The organism is Pseudomonas graminis (assembly GCF_900111735.1).
Classification (GTDB): domain Bacteria; phylum Pseudomonadota; class Gammaproteobacteria; order Pseudomonadales; family Pseudomonadaceae; genus Aquipseudomonas; species Aquipseudomonas graminis.
In genome coordinates, this window is the sequence record NZ_FOHW01000002.1 from 357,285 (window position 1) to 375,851 (window position 18,567).

The 18,567-nt window shown below is 60.7% G+C and carries 16 protein-coding genes; 5 read left to right on the top strand and 11 right to left on the bottom strand.

Annotated features, from left to right (window positions below):
• Nucleotides 1–69: 69 nt before the first annotated feature.
• From BMY98_RS03455 to BMY98_RS03465, 3 genes are read right to left on the bottom strand one after another with little or no spacing between them, the layout of a single operon-like run.
• Nucleotides 70–1,536, bottom strand: coding sequence for an AdeC/AdeK/OprM family multidrug efflux complex outer membrane factor (locus tag BMY98_RS03455; RefSeq protein ID WP_074884686.1), 1,467 nt, complete (start codon nt 1,534–1,536; stop codon nt 70–72).
• Nucleotides 1,533–4,667 carry an efflux RND transporter permease subunit gene (locus tag BMY98_RS03460; protein WP_074884689.1) on the bottom strand — a complete coding sequence of 1,045 codons (3,135 nt, stop codon included), beginning with the start codon at nt 4,665–4,667 and terminating at the stop codon, nt 1,533–1,535. The genes BMY98_RS03455 and BMY98_RS03460 overlap by 4 nt, the downstream gene beginning before the upstream one ends.
• A gap of 3 nt (nt 4,668–4,670) precedes the next feature.
• Complete coding sequence (locus BMY98_RS03465) at nt 4,671–5,843, bottom strand: efflux RND transporter periplasmic adaptor subunit (RefSeq protein ID WP_074884692.1); 1,173 nt, start codon at nt 5,841–5,843, stop codon at nt 4,671–4,673.
• Between the two features lie 254 nt (nt 5,844–6,097).
• Here BMY98_RS03465 and BMY98_RS03470 point away from each other — a divergent pair, with 254 nt between their 5' ends.
• Nucleotides 6,098–6,757, top strand: a complete 660-nt coding sequence (locus tag BMY98_RS03470) for a TetR family transcriptional regulator (RefSeq protein ID WP_074884695.1) — start codon at nt 6,098–6,100, stop codon at nt 6,755–6,757.
• Between the two features lie 230 nt (nt 6,758–6,987).
• Nucleotides 6,988–7,848 (top strand): cache domain-containing protein, encoded by an 861-nt coding sequence (locus tag BMY98_RS03475; protein WP_074884697.1) that lies wholly within the window; start codon nt 6,988–6,990, stop codon nt 7,846–7,848.
• A gap of 18 nt (nt 7,849–7,866) precedes the next feature.
• On the opposite strand, the gene BMY98_RS03480 is transcribed toward BMY98_RS03475, so the two are convergent.
• The 3 genes from BMY98_RS03480 to BMY98_RS03485 form a co-directional block, all read right to left on the bottom strand.
• Entirely contained in the window at nt 7,867–9,372 is a 1,506-nt protein-coding gene (locus BMY98_RS03480) for an MDR family MFS transporter (protein ID WP_074884700.1), read from the bottom strand.
• A 143-nt stretch (nt 9,373–9,515) separates the two neighbouring features.
• Nucleotides 9,516–9,692 carry a hypothetical protein gene (locus BMY98_RS27240; protein ID WP_175514133.1) on the bottom strand — a complete coding sequence of 59 codons (177 nt, stop codon included), beginning with the start codon at nt 9,690–9,692 and terminating at the stop codon, nt 9,516–9,518.
• Nucleotides 9,693–9,832: 140 nt separating this feature from the next.
• Nucleotides 9,833–10,720 carry a LysR substrate-binding domain-containing protein gene (locus tag BMY98_RS03485; RefSeq protein WP_074884787.1) on the bottom strand — a complete coding sequence of 296 codons (888 nt, stop codon included), beginning with the start codon at nt 10,718–10,720 and terminating at the stop codon, nt 9,833–9,835.
• A 145-nt stretch (nt 10,721–10,865) separates the two neighbouring features.
• Between BMY98_RS03485 and BMY98_RS03490 the strand changes: the two genes are divergently transcribed.
• Nucleotides 10,866–12,497, top strand: coding sequence for a 5-guanidino-2-oxopentanoate decarboxylase (locus BMY98_RS03490; protein ID WP_074884703.1), 1,632 nt, complete (start codon nt 10,866–10,868; stop codon nt 12,495–12,497).
• A 27-nt stretch (nt 12,498–12,524) separates the two neighbouring features.
• Here BMY98_RS03490 and BMY98_RS03495 read toward each other — a convergent pair whose 3' ends face one another.
• Complete coding sequence (locus BMY98_RS03495) at nt 12,525–13,478, bottom strand: AraC family transcriptional regulator (protein WP_083398702.1); 954 nt, start codon at nt 13,476–13,478, stop codon at nt 12,525–12,527.
• A gap of 368 nt (nt 13,479–13,846) precedes the next feature.
• On the opposite strand from BMY98_RS03495, the gene BMY98_RS03500 reads away from it, so the two are divergent.
• Together BMY98_RS03500 and BMY98_RS03505 are read left to right on the top strand one after the other, a co-directional pair.
• Nucleotides 13,847–14,200: an antibiotic biosynthesis monooxygenase family protein gene (locus BMY98_RS03500; RefSeq protein WP_074884706.1), complete on the top strand. Its 354-nt coding sequence runs from the start codon at nt 13,847–13,849 to the stop codon at nt 14,198–14,200.
• A 118-nt stretch (nt 14,201–14,318) separates the two neighbouring features.
• Complete coding sequence (locus BMY98_RS03505) at nt 14,319–14,558, top strand: hypothetical protein (protein WP_074884709.1); 240 nt, start codon at nt 14,319–14,321, stop codon at nt 14,556–14,558.
• Here the strand turns inward: BMY98_RS03505 and BMY98_RS03510 are convergent, their stop codons facing one another.
• The 4 genes from BMY98_RS03510 to BMY98_RS03525 form a co-directional block, all read right to left on the bottom strand.
• Nucleotides 14,559–15,182: a flavin reductase family protein gene (locus BMY98_RS03510; RefSeq protein WP_074884712.1), complete on the bottom strand. Its 624-nt coding sequence runs from the start codon at nt 15,180–15,182 to the stop codon at nt 14,559–14,561.
• Between the two features lie 217 nt (nt 15,183–15,399).
• Nucleotides 15,400–15,723 (bottom strand): hypothetical protein, encoded by a 324-nt coding sequence (locus tag BMY98_RS03515; protein WP_074884716.1) that lies wholly within the window; start codon nt 15,721–15,723, stop codon nt 15,400–15,402.
• 409 nt (nt 15,724–16,132) lie between these two features.
• Nucleotides 16,133–16,480: a hypothetical protein gene (locus BMY98_RS03520; RefSeq protein WP_074884719.1), complete on the bottom strand. Its 348-nt coding sequence runs from the start codon at nt 16,478–16,480 to the stop codon at nt 16,133–16,135.
• Nucleotides 16,481–16,729: 249 nt separating this feature from the next.
• Nucleotides 16,730–18,052 carry an MFS transporter gene (locus BMY98_RS03525; protein ID WP_074884722.1) on the bottom strand — a complete coding sequence of 441 codons (1,323 nt, stop codon included), beginning with the start codon at nt 18,050–18,052 and terminating at the stop codon, nt 16,730–16,732.
• Nucleotides 18,053–18,567: the final 515 nt, after the last annotated feature.

Consider the following 18,567-nt stretch of genomic DNA (forward strand, 5'->3'; position numbering starts at 1 on the left):
TGCTTGAAACAGCCTAAAAAACAGGCAAAAAAAACCCACCAATCGGTGGGTTTTTTCATACGCGCTGGATCAGAACAAGCGGGTAGACGGCACATCGCCCGCCGTCGGCTGACGCTCGCCGGTCGGGGTCTGTTCATACCAGCCGCCGCCCAGGGCACGGTACAGATTGACCTCGCTGTTGAGCTGCGACAGGCGATCGGTGATCAACGACTGTTGCGCGTTGAACAACTGACGCTGGGCGTCGAGGAAGGTCAGGTTGCTGTCGATCCCGATGCGATAGCGCCGCTCGGCCAGGCGGTAGTAGTCCTGGTTGGCGTTGACGAAATCCGTCTGCGCCTTGAGCTGATCGGTGTAGGTTTTGCGCGCGGCCAGGCCGTCGGAGACTTCCTGAAACGCCGTCTGGATCGCTTTCTCGTAGTTGGCGACGCCGATGTCTTTCTGGATCTTCGAGTAGTCGAGGCTTGCGCGCAGACTGCCTGCGTTGAAGATCGGCAGATTGATCGTCGGCTCGAACAACCACGTGCCCGAACCGCCCTTGAACAAACCGCTCAGATCGCCGCTCGCCGTACCGGCACTGGCCGTCAGGCTGATGCTCGGGAAGAACGCGGCACGTGCGGCGCCGATGTTGGCGTTGGCCGCTTTCAGGCTGTATTCGGCCTGAAGAATGTCCGGGCGACGCTGCAGCAGCTCCGACGGCAGACCCGCAGGCATTTCGTTGAGCATGTCAGCACTCAACGGCTTGGGCGCGGGCAGGTTGGCCGGCAGACTGGTGCCTAACAGCAGCACCAGATTGTTCTCGTCCTGGGCAACCAGGCGCTGATACTGCGCCAGCTTGACGCGAGCGCTCTCGACGGAGGTGCGCGATTGCGCAAGATCCAGCGCCGAGGCCACACCCACTTCACTGCTGCGGGAAGTCAGACGCAGGCTTTCTTCGAAGGCGCCCAGGGTGTCCTGGGTCAGCTTCAACAGCTCTTTGTCCGCTTGCCACGTCAGATAGGCGTTGGCCACGTTGGCGACCAGACTGATCTGCGTGCTGCGACGGCCTTCTTCACCCGCGAAGTAGGTCTGCAGCGCCTGCTCACTCAGGCTGCGCACTCGTCCGAACAGATCCAGCTCATAGGAACTGATGCCCAGACCCACCGAGTACTGACTGGTGATGCGGGACTCGCCGGTTTGCGACAGGTCGCCCGGAACGCGCTGACGCGTGCCGGTGCCCGAGGCTGCCACAGCCGGGAACAGGTCCGCACGTTGAATGCGGTACTGCGCGCGGTAGGCATCGATGTTCAACGCGGCAACGCGCAGGTCACGGTTGTTCTGCAGTGACGTCTGAATCAGTTGCTGCAGCGCCGGGTCATGGAAAAACTGACGCCAGCCTTGTTCGGCCGCCGCCTGATTCGCCGCTTGGGCCGGCGAGTACGCCGGGCCTTGCGGGAACTGAGCCGGCACCGGTGCGGCGGGCTGCTTGTAATCGGGGATCAACGAGCAGCCGCCGAGAATGAACGCGGTGACCGCCAGCGAGATCAGGGACTTGCTCATTGGCCAGCCTCATCGTGTGGAGTGTGTTTCTGTTTGCCTTTGAACAGCGAGGATATCGAAACGAAGAACAATGGTACCCAGAAGATCGCCAGGATAACCGCGGTGATCATACCGCCGATTACGCCTGTACCGATCGAATGCTGGCTACCGGCACCGGCGCCCGAGGAAATCGCCAGCGGGACCACACCGAGGATGAACGCCATAGACGTCATCACGATGGGCCGCAGACGCATCCGGCAGGCTTCAATGGTCGCCTCGACGATGTCCTTGCCCTGCTCATGCAGCTCCTTGGCGAACTCGACGATCAGAATGGCGTTTTTCGCCGCCAGACCCACCGTCACCAAGAGACCTACCTGGAAGAACACGTCGTTGGACAGACCGCGCAAGCTCGTCGCCATCAGCGCACCGATGACCCCGAGCGGGATGACCAGCAATACCGCGATCGGAATCGACCAGCTTTCGTACAGCGCTGCCAGACACAGGAACACGATCAGAATGGAAAGTGCGTACAGTGCGGGCGCCTGAGAGCCTGACAGACGCTCTTCATAGGAAAGACCGGTCCAGGAAAGGCCCACGCCGGCCGGCAACTTCTTGGCCAATTGCTCGACCTCCGCCATCGCGTCGCCGGTGCTGTAACCCGGCGCCGGAGTACCCAGTACTTCCTCTGCCGGCACACCGTTGTAACGGGACAGCTTTGGCGAACCGAACACCCACTCGCCTGTGGCGAAGGAGGCAAACGGCACCATCTCGCCGGCGGTATTGCGCACGTACCACTTCTTCAAGTCTTCCGGTTTCATCCGCGCACTGGCTTTGCCCTGCACGTACACCTTCTTGACCCGACCGCGGTCGATGAAGTCGTTGACGTAGCTGCCACCCATCGCGATGGACAGCGTGGTGTTGATGTCCGACAGACTCAGGCCCAGGGCCTGTGCACGCTCGTCATCGATGACCAGTTGATACTGCGGCTCATCGTTCAGACCGTTGGGACGCACGCCCGCCAGAATCTTGCTCTGTGCCGCCATGCCCAGCAGTTGGTTACGCGCTTCCATCAGCTTGGCGTGACCCACGCCGCCCTGATCCTGCAAGTACACATCGAAACCGGTGGCGTTACCCAGTTCCAGTACCGCAGGCGGTACAACCGCAAAGGTCATCGCGTCGCGGAAACCGAAGAAGTGCTGCTGCGCCCGTTTGGCCAGCTCGAACACGCTGTTGGAAGAATCACGGTCGCCCCACGGTTTCAGCATGATGAATGCCAGACCGGAGCTCTGACCGCGACCGGCAAAGTTGAAGCCGTTCACGGTGAACACCGAGTTGACCGCGCCCGATTCTTCTTCAAGCAGGTACTTGCGCATGTTGTCGATGACGGTCTGCGTACGTTCAGCCGAGGAGCCTGGAGGCGTCTGCACCTGGGCGAAAATAACGCCCTGGTCTTCTTCCGGCAGGAACGCGCTCGGAATCCGGGTGAACATCCAGATGGTGCCGCAGACGATCAGCGCGTAAACGATAAAGGCCGGAATCTTGTGCTTGAGCATGTTGCCGACGCCGCGCTCGTAGCTCACTACGCTGCGGTCGAAGGTACGGTTGAACCAGCCAAAGAATCCACGTTTCGGCTGCCCGTGCTTCTCGTGATCGATCGGCTTGAGCAGGGTGGAGCACAACGCCGGGGTGAAGATCAGCGCGACCAGTACCGAAAGCGCCATCGCCGAAACGATGGTGATCGAGAACTGACGGTAGATCACACCCGTGGAGCCGCCGAAGAACGCCATTGGCAACAGAACCGCACACAACACGAGTGCGATACCGACCAGTGCGCCCTGGATCTGCTCCATGGATTTGATCGTGGCGTCCCGCGGCGACAGTTTTTCCTCCGCCATCACCCGCTCGACGTTTTCCACCACAACGATGGCATCGTCCACCAGCAGGCCGATGGCGAGAATCACCCCGAACATGGTCAACGTGTTGATGGTGAAACCGGCGGCGGCGAGGATCCCGAACGTACCCAGCAATACCACTGGCACGGTCATCGTGGTGATGATGGTGGCGCGGAAGTTCTGCAGGAACAGATACATCACCAGGAACACCAGGATGATCGCTTCACCCAAGGTATGAACAACCCCGGTGATGGATTCCTGAACCACCGGCGTGGTGTCGTACGGATAAACCACTTTCATGCCAGGCGGGAAGAACGGCTCCAGCTGGGCAATCGTGGCGCGGATCGCCTTGGCGGTGTCCAGCGCGTTGGCACCGGTCGCCAGCTTGATCGCCAGACCGGACGCCGCCTTGCCGTTGAACTGCGCGTCGATGCTGTAGTTCTCGCCGCCCAGGCCGACTTCCGCCACGTCCTTGAGGCGAACTTGCGAACCGTCCTGATTGACCTTCAGCAGAATGTTGCCGAACTGCTCGGCGGTCTGCAGACGGGTTTTACCGATGATCGTGGCGTTCAGCTGCTGGCCCTTGAGCGCAGGCAAACCGCCGATCTGGCCGGAAGACACCTGAACGTTCTGGGCAGTAATGGCCGTTTTGACGTCAACCGGGGTCAGCTGGAAGTTGTTCAGCTTGGCCGGGTCAAGCCAGATACGCATCGCGTACTGAGCACCGAAGACCTGAAAGTCACCCACACCGGAGGTACGGGAAATCGGGTCCTGCATGTTCGACACGATGTAGTTGGACAAGTCTTCCTTGCCCATGCTGCCATCTTCGGACACCAGGCCGACCACCATCAGGAAGTTCTTCACCGCCTTGGTCACGCGGATACCCTGCTGCTGCACTTCTTGGGGCAGCAGCGGGGTGGCGAGGTTGAGCTTGTTCTGTACCTGAACCTGGGCGATGTCCGGGTTGGTGCCCTGGTTGAACGTCGCGGTGATGGTCATGCTGCCGTCGGAGTTACTTTCCGAAGACACATAACGCAGGTTGTCGATACCGTTGAGCTGCTGCTCGATCACCTGAACCACGGTGTCCTGCACGGTTTGCGCGTTCGCGCCCGGGTAGGTCACCTGAATCGCGATGGCCGGTGGCGCGATCGCGGGGTATTGGTTGATCGGCAACTTGAGGATCGATAGCGTCCCCACCAGCATGATCACGAGGGCAATTACCCACGCGAAGATTGGCCGGTCGATAAAAAATTTCGACATGAATTACTCCCCTTTGCTGCCTGCGGCTTTATCAGTTGCCGGGGCAGTTGCCGGGTTCGGTGCCGGGTTAGCTGCATTGACGTTGGTGGCTTCGGCCACTTTCACTTCAGCACCTGGCTTGACGTATTGCAGCCCTTCGGTAATCACGCGATCACCTGCGCTCAAGCCTTTCTCTACCAGCCAGTCGCTGCCGATGGTGCGGTTGGCAACCAGCGTGCGGGACTCGACCTTGTTGTCAGCATTCACCACCAGTGCGGTCGGCGTGCCTTTAAGGTCGCGGGTGACGCCTTGCTGTGGAACCAGAATCGCGTTCTCGGCCACGCCCGATTGCAGTCGTGCATGCACGAACATGCCTGGCAGGAGGGTGTGATCCGGGTTCGCGAACACGGCGCGCAGGGTCACGGAACCGGTGGTCTGGTCGACCGACACTTCGGAGAACTCAAGCTTGCCTTCGACCGGATAGAGGCTGCCGTCTTCCAGCACCAGCTTGACCTTGGCGGCATTGTCGCCGGCTTTCTGCAGCTTGCCGCTTTCCAGCTCCCGACGCAGCTTGAGCATCTCGGCCGAAGACTGGATCACGTCGACGTAAATAGGGTCGAGCTGCTGGATGGTGGCCATCGCATCGGCCTGACCGTTACTCACCAGCGCACCCTCAGTCACGAGGGAGCGGCCAATGCGGCCTGAGATCGGCGCATAGACCTTGGTGTAACGCAGGTTGATTTCTGCCGTCTGCACCGCCGCCTTCGCTTCGCGAGCCGAACCTACCGCCGTGTCGTATTCCTGACGGCTGACCGCTTGCTCATTGATCAGCTGCTTATAGCGGCCGGCCAGGGAGTTGGAGGATTCGTAGGTCGCTTTGGCGCTGTCCAGGGTGGCCTGATAGATCGCCGGGTCAATCTGGTAAAGCTGCTGACCCGCCTTGACGTCTCCACCTTCGGTGAACAGGCGCTTGAGGATGATGCCGTTCACTTGCGGACGCACTTCGGCAATCCGGAACGCAGTGGTGCGGCCGGGAAGTTCGGACGTCAGGGTGTAGGCCTGGGTTTTCAGAGTGACGACGCCGACCTGAGGGGGCGGTGGTGCTGGGGCCGCTTCTTCCTTTTTGCTGCATCCGCTGAGCAGCGATGCAAGGGCGATGGCAGTGACCAGTACGGTAACAGCTGGCTTGAATTGCATGAAGATCCTCGGGTCAGGAGCCTGAACTCATGAAAAGTGGAAAGGGGCGGGAAAGGGTTCCTGCTGGATAAGTAGGATGCTAATGAATATACTTACATTCACGGTTGTTTGTAAACACCCAAGAGTGTGACACTCCAGCGCACCGAGGGCATCGATTGTAGATCCGGGACAAGGCATTACAAAGGCCGCCCGACATGCTGTGCAGGCCACTCGACCAGAGCGCCTGACGCATTTTCATAGAGGTTTTTACTGCCATGGTCCGACGCACGAAAGAAGAGGCTCAGGAAACCCGCAGGCAGATTCTGGAAGCTGCCGAGCAGGCTTTCTATGATCGAGGGGTTTCCCGCACGACGCTCGCCGACATTGCGGCCTTGGCTGGCGTGACCCGTGGCGCAATCTATTGGCATTTCAGCAACAAGGCCGATCTGGTCCAGGCGATGCTCGACAGCCTGCACGAGCCTCTTGAAGAAATGGCGCGGGCGAGCGAAAGCGAAGACGAAGTGGATCCGTTGGGATGGACGCGCAAGCTTCTCATCCATTTGTTTCAGCAAGTTGCCAGCGATCCTAAAACCCGCCGCATCAACGAAATTCTGTTTCATAAATTCGAATTTACCGACGAAATGTGTGACATGCGGCAACAACGGCAATTTGTCTGGCTTGACGCCAACGAGCGCATTGCACTGGCGCTCGGTAACGCTTCCCGGCAAGGCCAGCTTCCCGCTGACCTCAATCCGCAACGCGCAGCGATCTGCTTGCACGCTTATATCCACGGCATCATCGGCCAGTGGCTGCTGGTGCCGGAGAGCTTCTCGCTGCAAGACGACGCAGAGCGACTGGTTGACGGCATTCTCGACATGCTCCGCTTCAGCCCGGCGTTACGCGACCCGGTGTCTCCCGCATCCTCAGTCAACTGATCCGCCAGCACCCCACCGCCACTTGGAAAAACTGAGCTGTGTGGCGCTTGGCCTGTATCTATACCGCGCCTGACCTTCGCTGAACAGGCGGTTTACCCTGGCTTTACCCCGCGATCACCGTGATTCAGCCCCCATTCAGGCATGGCTACCCATTGAAGTGCCGAATGCTGCCCTATTGCAATCTGGCGTCTACGCTTCCCCCCATAACCAATAAGAGTGGGGGCGAAGCGATGGCAGTCGTATCAAAACACGCATGCAGAAAACTCCTGATGGGTGCGCTTGCTGCCCTGAGCATCGGACAAGGCTGGGCAGCGGGCGACGAAGCTCAGGAATCGGCAGCGGCCAAGGGACTGCTGGAAAAAGCCGTGGCCCGTTACCGTGTCCGGGGGGACAAAGCACTGGCCGAATTCAGCCGCCAGGGCGAGTTCGTCGATGGCGAGCGTTATGTCTTCGTCACCGATACCAAAGGGATCATGCTTGCAAGTGGCGGGCCATCGGTGGCGTTGATCGGCCGTGATGTCTCCTCGGTGCTCGATCCCGAGCTGCAGAAAAACTTCAAGCAGGTGCTGCAGACCCCGGAAAGCGCCGGCGTTCAGCAGGCCGAGTATCGCTGGCAGAACTGGCGCGACGGCAAGGTTGAGCGCAAACGTGTGTATTTTCAGCGCATCGGCGATCGGGTTCTCGCCGTCGGCTACTACCTGCCGCGCGCTTCGCCGGAGCAGGCAAGGGCGTTGCTCGAGAAGGCGTCCAAAGCGCTGGAACAGGACAAGGACGGCACCCTTCGCGCCATCAACGACCTCAAGGGCGGATTTCTGCAAGATGATCTGTACGTCTTCGTGGTGAACGTCGACACCAAACGCTATGTGGCCCACGGCACCAACCTGCGGCTGGTGAACACCGATTTCAGCAAGGTCAAGGACCCGGAAGGCAAGCCGGTCGGCATCCCGATGCTTGAACTGGTGAAGAAACAGGCCCAAGGCGAATACGAATACCGCTGGCGCAACCCGGTCACCAGCAAGATCGAACACAAGCACGCTTACGTGCGCAAGGTCGGTGAATTCCTGGTGGCGGTGGGTTATTACAGCGGCTGAGCATCCTCACAGGTTCGTTCATCGGTCCTTGTCGTCGCGCCCGCGCAGCAGGTTGTTGGGCATTGCCAGCGCAGCAGACAAACCCAGCAGTGAGACCGCCGCGCTGGCCATCAGCAGGTGCTGAAACGTCATCGACAGCTGCCCGCGCAGCAATTCAAGGGCCGGGCCGCTGGCGGCGTGCAGGCTGTCCATCAGCAAGTTGCCCGAACCTTCGTCCGCCATTGAACGGCCTCCGACCTGGGCAATGCCGGAACCGGCGAGCATCGCCAGCAGCAGTGCCGACATCGTCGCCACACCGACCGCGCCGCCCAATGAGCGAAACAGGTTGGTCGTGCTGGTCGCCACGCCCATGTCTTTGACCTCCACCGAGTTCTGTGTGCCCACCAGCGACGTCGGGAATTGCATGCCGCTGGCGATGCCGGTCAGGACCATGAACAGGCTCGTTAGAATGGCCGACTGAGGCGGCGTGAGGGCGATGCCGAGGATTGCCAGCGGCATCAACGCTGCGCCAGTGAGGATGATTGGCTTGTAACGGCCCGTCAGCGAAGTGCGGCGGCCGCCGAAGTACGCGCCCATGGGCATGCCGATGGCCAGCGGCATCAGGTGCAACGCCGCGCTGTCGGCCCCTGCGCCGGTCACGGTCTGAAAGCGCAGCGGCAGCAGCACGATCAGCGAGATGGCCTGGAAGCTGGTGAAGAAAATCGTGCACCAGCAGAGCACCGCGCTGCGATTGGCGAACAGGTGTATCGGCAGCAGAGGCTCGCGGGTGCGCCGCTCATACAGCACAAAAATCACCAGTGCGAGCAGCGCCACCGACAGTTGCATGACCACCGACTGGTCGCGCCAGCCGCGGCCCTGACCGATTTCGGTAATGCCCAGCAGCAGTGAGGTCAGGCCGATGATCATCAACACCGTGCCGAGGTAGTCGATCACCGGTTTGCGCTGAGGGACCGGCAAGCCGACCAGCGTTTTGCGCGCCACCCACCATGCCGCCAGCCCCAGCGGCAGATTGATAATGAAGACCCAGCGCCACGACAGGTATTCGGTCATGAAGCCGCCAAGCACAGGGCCGGCCACGCTGGCCGCCGCGTACATGCCGCTGAAGTAACCCTGATAACGGCCGCGCTCCCGGGGCGGAACGATGTCGCCGATGATCGCCTGGCTCACGGAAACCATGCCGCCGGCGCCGATGCCTTGCAGCACCCGCGCCAGCACCAGTTGTTCCATGCTCTGGGCCATGGCGCAGAACAGCGAGGCGAGGGTAAAGGTCGCCAGCCCGAACAGCATCAGGCGCCGCCGGCCGTATAAATCCCCGAGCTTGCCGTAAATCGGCACGGCCACGGTGAGCGCGACCATGTAGGCGGAGATCACCCAGGCGAGCAGGTCGAAATCCTGGAACTGGGCGGAGATGGCCGGCATCGAGACCGCAACGATGGTCTGATCCAGCGCGCTGAGAAACACGGCCATCATCAGCGCAAACAGAATGCTGCGGATGTCCGGACGGGGTTGATTAAGGCTCGTCACAGAAGGGACTCGACTGGCAGATTGACCCGCTGAACACCCGCAGGAATTTGTGCCAAGTCTAGTCCGTTAGCTTGCTAATCGATAGCAGGCTGTGGGGATTTTCGCAGTACGTTGACCCGCGTTACGTCGACCGGCAGTTGCCGTCAACGAAGGGCGCTGAACGTCGCATCAGTGGGCACGCAATGCCCCATCGTGCAGACCACCGCCATGCGTGGCGTCTGCCGCATCTGTTCGATTCGGTAGGCACCTGCGGCATACAGGCTCAACACGGCAGCAACGGCGACGACATAAACGCACTGTCTTTTTATTGTGGTTCTCATGACATTTGCCTCGATCCGGTAGGACAGCTGGTTCAGAGCGGACACTGTCAGTGTAGGTCGCTATTGGCGAGTGGACCGGGCGATGGGGATTGAATGTTTGTATCAGGCGGGCCGTTGGTGAAGAGCCAGCATTGCGCCGCTCAGCCAATGCGCCGTTCAGCCGCCTGCAGCGACAGCCAGTCCAGCAGGTCAAGCAGTGGCGAATGCACGCTGGCGCCCCTGGGATGCACGAAGTAATACGCCGCGCCGGTCCGCACTTTCAGCTCGAAGGGCATGACCAGCCGCCCCGCGCTCAGGTCTTCACCGATCAGCGACCAGTCGCCAATGGCAACGCCCGAACCTTGTGAGGCGACGGTCATCGCCAGGTCCATCGTGTCGAAGTGCTGGCCTTGCTCGATATTGCCCGGCTTCGCCCGGGCGGCCTTCAGCCACAGCGTCCAGTCCCGCTCGTCGAGGGTTGGGTGCAGGAGCATGTGCCGCTCCAGATCGGCGAGGCGGGAGAGGGGATTGCCGGACGCCAGTGACGGCGAGCACACGGGCGTCAGCTGTTCATCGAACAGATGCTGCACATGGCTGGTATCACCCGGGTACGCGCCGAACACCACGGCGGCATCGAAATCCTCCCGCCGAAAATCCACCGTGTGGGCGCTTGTGGTGGTCAGTTGCACTGGCACGTCAGGCCGCTCTTTCTGCCACTGCATCAGGCGCGGTAATAACCAGCGGCTGATGCAGGTGGGTGCCTTGATCTGCAGCGCCCTTGGTCTGGCATTGACCTGATCCACCGCTTCTTCGATCAGGCTGAACACCTGCTCGATGCGCGGCAGCAGTTCGCGGCCCTGGGCTGTCAGGCTCAAGCCCCGGGCCTGACGATTGAACAGGCGATAGCCCAGATGCGCTTCGAGCCCGGAGATCTGTCGGCTGACAGCGCCCTGGGTGATGTGCATTGCCTCCGCGGCTCGGGTGAAGTTGCAGCACTTCGCCGTGATCAGGAACGTATGCAGCGCGGGCAGGGGAGGAGGGCGTTTCATCGGCAGGCGAGCCATGAGCTGAGGACATGGCTAAGCATGACATTTTATGCGTTGTGGTCGATACGGCCCGCAGCTTCAATAGTCGCCTACTGAGCCTGGCAAATTGCAGGCGCGTCGGGCAAGACTTCACAAAAGGGGCAGGCACATGGCGACGTGCGGGGAAGTGCTGGTCAGGTTGCTGGAAGGTTACGGGGTCGAGCGGGTGTTCGGCATTCCGGGCGTGCACACGGTCGAGCTTTACCGGGGCCTGGCGGGGTCGTCGATCAGACACATCACCCCGCGTCATGAGCAGGGCGCAGGCTTCATGGCCGACGGTTATGCGCGCACCCGGGGCAAGCCCGGCGTGTGCTTCATCATCACCGGCCCCGGCATGACCAACATCACCACTGCGATGGGCCAGGCCTACGCGGACTCGATCCCCATGCTGGTGATTTCCAGCGTGCAGTCGCGCAGCCAATTGGGCGGCGGTCGCGGCAAACTGCATGAACTGCCGTCCCAGAGTGCGCTCGTCGCGGGTGTCGCGGCCTTCTCCCACACGCTGATGTCTGCGGCTGAATTGCCGTCGGTACTGGCCCGGGCGTTTGCGGTATTTCAAGCGGCGCGTCCGCGTCCCGTGCATATCGAGATCCCGCTGGATGTGCTGGTGGAAAATGCCGACGCCCTGCTGCACAGCCAACCGGTATCGGTGACCCGCGCGGGACCGGCGCCCTCAGCGATCAGGCAGATGGCACGTCTGTTGGCCACGGCGCAACGGCCACTGATTCTCGCGGGAGGCGGCGCCATTGACGCCGCCCCGGCGCTGACGCGTCTGGCGGAACGGCTGAACGCGCCGGTCGCGCTGACCATTAACGCCAAAGGCATGCTGCCGGGCGCTCACCCGCTGCTGATCGGCTCGACGCAGTCCCTCGAGGCCACCCGAGAGGTCATTGAAAGCGCCGACGTGGTGCTGGCCATCGGCACTGAGCTGGCGGAGACCGATTACGACATCACCTTTCAGGGCCACTTCAAGATTCCGGGCGCGTTGCTGCGCATCGACATCGATCCCGATCAGACCGTGCGCAACTTTGCGCCGACCCTCGGGCTGGTGTCCGACGCTCAATACGCCGCCGAGGCTTTGTTCGATGCGCTGGCCGACGAAGTGCTGGCAACACGCAGCGAGGAGTGGGGCGCTGCGCGGGTTGCGGAGCTGAGGACAAGTCTTGAGGCGGGCTGGGAAGATGCCACCCGTGGGCAGACGCTGTTCTTGCAAACGGTGCTCGAAGCGTTGCCGGACGCCGTGATCGTGGGCGACTCGACCCAGCCGGTCTACACAGGCAACCTGACCCTCGACCTCGACAAGCCCAGGCGCTGGTTCAACTCATCAACCGGTTACGGAACCCTGGGTTACGCATTGCCCGCCGCCGTGGGCGCCTGGCTGGGCAGTCGCGACGCTGGAGAGTCCAATTCAGTGGTGTGCCTGATCGGTGATGGCGGTTTGCAGTTCACCTTGTCCGAACTGGCGAGTGCGGTGGAAGCGCGAACGCCGATTATCGTGCTGCTGTGGAATAACCAGGGTTACGAAGAGATCAAGAAGTACATGGTCAACCGCGCCATTGAGCCCATCGGCGTCGATATTTACACGCCTGATTTCATCGGTGTGGCCAAAGCGCTGGGGTGCGCCGCGGAGGCGGTGGGCAGCGTTGAGCAATTGACCGCCGCCCTGCACTCAGCCAGCCAGCGCAGCGGTCCGACGTTGATCGAGATCGACCAGGCTCAATGGATGAGCAGCCTCGGCTGACTTCTTACTTTGACTGATCGGCGCGGTTTAAACCGTGCTGCGCAGGCGCGCCAGATCTCGCAACGGTGGCGCGCCGAACAGGCGGCTGTATTCGCGGCTGAACTGCGAAGCGCTTTCGTAGCCGACCCGGTAGCCAGCGGCCGAGGCTTCGAGGCCGTCCGCCAGCATCAACCGCCGCGCCTCTTGCAAGCGCAGTTGCTTCTGGTATTGCAACGGGCTCATGGCGGTGACGGACTTGAAACGGTGGTGCAGTGTCGAGACGCTCAGGTTCACCTCCCTCGCCAGATCTTCAATCCGCAATGGCTCCTGGAAATGGTCGTTGAGCCACTTGATCGCCTGGGTGACGCGGTGGGTCTGGCAGTTGGAGATGGCGATTTCATACAGCCGATGTCCTTCACTCCCACGTAGCAGTCGGTAAAGGATCTCCCGGTTGATCAGCGGTGCGAGCATGGGAATGTCTTTCGGCGTGTCCAGCAGGCGGATCAGACGGATGACGGCGTCGAGCAGCTGTGAATCGATCCGCTCGACGTACATGCCACGCCCGCTGTGACGCGTCGGCACGCTCATCGGACCGGCTTCGGCAATCAGTGCGTTGATTTCGACCGGATCGATTTCCAGGCGCAAGGCCAGATGCGGTTCCTCCGGGGTCGCGTAAATGACCTTGCCGCTGATGGGCAACGCTACCGAAAGCACCAGGTAATTGAGCGGGTCGTAGGTGTACAGCTCGCCGCCCAGCGTTACGTCCTTGCGGCCCTGAGCCATGATGCACAGCGCCGGCTGCACCAGCCCCGGCACCGATTGCGACGGGCGATCGTGGCGAACCATGAACAACGGCTTGATCACCGTCTGGAAGCTGCCATCGACGGGGGCATGCCGGCGGATCAGTTCTGCCAGCTCGGCGCGCTGCTGCGTCATCTGCGCGCTCAGCTCGGCATCAGGTCGAGCATCCGGAGCGGACGGCGCAAGAGCGGATAGCGACATGGGGAATTCCTCTGACAGGGCGTTAATGCAGCACAGCTTATTTTTGGGCAAGCGCAAGCGTTAGGCGAATCCTGCCGGATGCTTGCCTGATTCTGTTACCGATGTGTTGCGTTGCCATGAACGGGCCCTGTTCGCCCGGGATGGTTGCTCGAAAGTCCATGTGCATCGCGCGGCACAGCGGCGAGGCCGGCCATCACGATGAACCTGCCAGCGCAGAATCAGGCAATAACCGGGCAGTAATTGGCTACCGCACGGCGCGTGCCTGCCCCTAACCTTCACTTCCCGCCGCAGCCTGTTTCATCGATTCCCGATCCCGAAGCACGGCGCCCACGCCAAAGACACGCACGTAAAGAAAAGGAGCGCAGAGCATGCTAAATACTTCAGTCGTGAGCCATTGGGTTTCTGTCCGCGCCCGGCCCGGACACGGTGCGCAATTGGGCGCCCGTTTGAGCAGCCTGATCAGCCCGTCCGCCGCCGCGTCGGGTTGCCTGCACTTCGCGCTGCAGAAGTCTCTGACAGACGACGACTTCTGGGTCATCACCGGCACCTGGGCCGATCCCTCCGCAATGAACGACTGGTTCGCCGCCCCTGAGCTCAACCTGTTTTCCGAACTGCTGACCGATTTGCTGGTGGCGAGCCTGGATTTTCAGACCTTCGCCACGGTAACGCCGGCTCAGGCACAGAAGGCTCATGTCGCTGCCTGTGATCGCCTGGCGGGATAAAGGGTTGAGTGCTGTCGCTCACGGGCGCGGCCAATACGCCAGAGAAGAAAACATTTCGAGTGTTCAAACGCCTGCGTTTAAACTCCTGCCTTCATTTTTTACAGCAGGGCGTCGGACCATGGCACGCAAAGAATTTCAGCATCACGAAGCCGTCTCGGCAGCGGTCCCCGGTGATGACGGCTATAGCGCCGCGATCGCGGTCAAGGCACGGGTCATGGGCGGTGCGCCAACCTTTCACCGCGTGCTCGCCGAACAGAAATTCGCCACCGCGTTCGCGGCTGACGACGCCGCCGTAAAAGAGCTGGAGCGGCTCGCCGACGTCACCCAAGAGGGCGAACTGGTATTCGCCCCGAACTGATCAGCCTTTTGGCCGGTACATTTTGAACAGTGACTCTGCGCTCAGCTGGAAGTAGTCAGCCGGGCCGCCGCCGCGCAGGATGGGCTCGCCGGCTGCGGTGTCATACACACCTTCCTTCAGCAGCCGCTTGGCAATATGCACTGCCACCACTTCCCCCAGAATCAGCCAGCTCGGCACGACTTCCTTGTCGGCGCGTTGCAGCTGGATGATCTGCGTCACTTTGCATTCGAACGAAACCGGCGTCTCCTTTACCCTCGGCACGGAAACGATGCGCGACGGTTCTGCGGTCAGGCCGGCTAGCTCGAACTCACTCACGTCCGCCGGCACTGCCGCGCAACTCATGTTCATCTGCTCGGCCAAGCTGCGCGTGGCGAGGTTCCAGACGAACTCGCCGGTCTGCTCGATGTTGTTCAGGCTGTCTTTTCGGCCGATGCTGCAGAACCCGATGATGGGCGGCACATAGTTGAAGGCGTTGAAGAAGCTGTAGGGCGCCAGGTTCAGCTTGCCCTCTGCGTCCTGGGACGAGATCCAGCCAATCGGGCGTGGACCGACGATGGCGTTGAACGGGTCGTGGGGCAGTCCATGACCTTTGGACGGTTCGTAGAAATGAATATCGTCTGACATGGTGTGTTCCTGAATGTGGGTGTGCGGGCGTGCCGGCGCACGGTGAGCGCGTGCACGGAATGCAGGCCGACATAGTGCAAGGCATTGGATGAGGATTCCAGCGACCTCCGAACCCCGCGCAAAAAAAAAGCCCGACAAGTGTCGGGCTACAAAGGGAGTTCAGGAGGTGGAACATGAAGCGGTAAACATGAAGCGGTGGGCATGGTGCGGATAACGCTTAGCTGGCGCGATTGGCACCGACGCGATCAGCGCCATCAGCGGCCAGACGGTTTGCACCGATATGGTCAGCGCCATCGGCAGCCTGGCGGTTGTTACCTACGCGGTCAGCGCCGTCGGCGGCGAGGCGATTGGCACCAATGTGATCGGAGCCATCGGAAGCCTGACGATACGAACCGGTGTGCGATGCATTGGTGTGGGAAGAACCGCCTTCTGCGACAACAGTGCCGTTAAAGGCAGAGTGCTGTTCGGAAACGGGCAGAGCGAAGGCGCTCGATGCCAGAATGGAGAGACTAATACCAAAAATAATATTCGACGTTTTCATAAGTGTTGCTCCAGTAAGTTCAATAATGTTTTCAACTTGGGAATGGAGCCAATGTTACGCGCGTGCAGATTAAGTTGAAGTTAACGCTGTTGCTATCGACCATCGTTAAAAATGATAGTGGGCTGGAGCGCCCGGTTTTAAAGCGTCGGCGAGACATTTGCGCTGGAATGAGGCAATTTTCACCGGCGACGGCGAATTTGCCTGTTGACTCTGGTGGGTGTTATTTGCTAGCTCGGTGCGCGGCGGGGAGAGGGATCGAGCATGCCAGCTATAGAAAACGAGATGGATACGCGATTCGCTGCTGACCCACATCTGTCAGGAGACCAGTCAAACCGGGGGGTTCAGGTTTCCACGTGCGGGAAAAATTAAGCCCGGCATAAAGCCGGGCTGAGAGTGCGTCATGGGTGTATCAGCTCAGGCGATTTGCACCAACATGGTCCGAGCCATCAGCGGCCTGGCGGTTTGCACCGACGCGGTCAGCACCGTCAGCAGCGAGGCGGTTGGCGCCTACGTGGTCCGAGCCATCAGCGGCCTGGCGGTTTGCACCGACGCGGTCAGCACCGTCAGCAGCGAGGCGGTTGGCGCCGACGTGGTCCGAACCGTCAGCAGCGACACGACCGATATTAGTGTGGGACGAGCCGTTTTCTGCAACGACTGCAGCATTAACTTCGTGGTGTGCGTCAACAGCGGGAAGTGCAAAGGCGCTGCTGGCAAGAATAGAGAAAGCGAGGCCGAAGATCAGTTTGTTAGTTTTCATGGTAGTTGCTCCAGATCGATTTAGTTAGTGGGTAACTCGGTATGGAGTGAACTTTACTCGCCTCTGAATTATTAAGAAGTCAATCGCATTGGTAGCGATCATCGCTGAAATTGATACTGCGAAAAGGGAGCGTTATTCATGCACTTAGCTGCGCCTGCGAATGCAAAAGGGCAGCTCATGTGAGTGAGCTGCCCTTGTTATTGCCGTCCGGGAGGGCTGAGCGAGACGATCCGCCAGCCCGGTCTCGGGTCAGTCGGTTTCGATCCGCGAGTGCTTGCGGGTGTCCTTCATGAACACGTACACCAGCAGCGACACCGCGATGCAGGCGGTGACGTACCAGTAGTAACCGGTCTCCATGCCGATGCTCTTGAACCACAGCGCGATGTATTCGGCCGTGCCGCCGAAGATCGACACCGTCAGTGCGTACGGCAGGCCGACGCCCAGGGCGCGGATCTCGGTCGGGAACAGTTCGGCTTTCACCACGGCGTTGATCGACGTGTAGCCGCTGACGATGATCAGCGCGGCCATGATCAGGAAGAACGCGCCCCACCAGCTTTGGATGGTATGCAGCGTGGTGAGGATCGGCACGGTACACAACGTGCCCAGCACGCCGAAGGCAATCAGGATCGGGCGGCGGCCAATCTTGTCAGACAGCGCGCCGATCACCGGTTGCAACAGCATGAACAGGAACAGCGTAGCGGCAGAAATGGTCGTGGAGTCGGTGATGCTCATGCCCACCGTGTTCACCAGGTATTTCTGCATGTAGGTGGTGTAGGTATAGAAGGCCAGGGTGCCGCCCATGGTCAGGCCGACGACGGTCATCAGCTCTTTCGGATGGCGCATCAGCGTGCGCATCAGGCTTTCTTTGGGTTTGTCCTTCTTGCGGGTGAACGACTCGGTTTCTTCCATCCCGCGACGCAGGAACAGAGCCACCACCGCGCACAACGCGCCGATGGCAAACGGGATACGCCAGCCCCATGTTTGCAGCTGTTCAGTGGTCAGTGTCTGTTGCAGGACGATCAGCACTGCCAGCGCGATGAGCTGGCCGGAGATCAGCGTCACGTACTGGAAGCTGGAGAAAAAGCCGCGGCGTTCTTTGGTCGCCATCTCGCTAAGGTACGTCGCCGAGGTGCCGTACTCGCCACCCACCGACAGTCCCTGCAACAGGCGGGCGAACACCAGCATGATCGGCGCGCCGACCCCGATGGTTTCGTAACCGGGGGTGAGGGCGATGATCAGCGAGCCGAAACACATCAACAGCACCGACGCCATCAGCGCGGCCTTGCGGCCTTTGCGGTCTGCGTAGAGGCCCATGAGCCAGCCGCCGATGGGGCGCATCAGAAAGCCCACGGCAAAGATCGCGGCGGTGTTGAGCAATTGGGCGGTGGTGTCGCCCTTGGGGAAGAAGACTTTGGCGAAGTAGAGGGAGAAGGCGGCGTAGACGTACCAGTCGTACCACTCGACCATGTTGCCGACCGAACCGCTGAAAATGGATTTCAGGCGACTTCCGGTGGTTTTCTCGGCGGCTGGCGCGGCAGCCGTTCCGTGGGAGGCAGAATTGGGGATGGCCATGGGATTTCCTGCAAGTCATTGTTGTTAGAAGGAACGCATCGAGGCGGTCTGACGACAGTGATAGCAGGAGCTGTGCCAAAGGCTGAAAGCCCCTGTTTAGAAGGGTTGGCATCGTGCGAGTGCGCGGAAATCCGCTTATTGCCTAAAACCCATGAGCGAAAATCCGCTCACTTCCCTATCTGGCGGCGGTGAAGCCAATTCCCGGCTGAAGCCGGTCCTACACCGATCGGCGGCGAACAGTGAGATCTGGTGGTAGACGCTGGTCTTTTCCCGGCTGAATGGAACCGGTCTACAGAAACACTGCGTACCTTAGTGGGACCGGCTTTAGCCGGGAATGCGTCGGTTGTCATACCGCAGAGCAATTGACGTACTGCAGATATGTAGGAGCGCGCTTGCCCGCGAAGGCGTAGGCACGGAGGACCATTATGCGTCGGATGTACCGGCCTCTTCGCGGGCAAGCGCGCTCCTACACCGATCGGCGGCGAGCAGTGACATCTGGTGGCAGACGCTGGTCT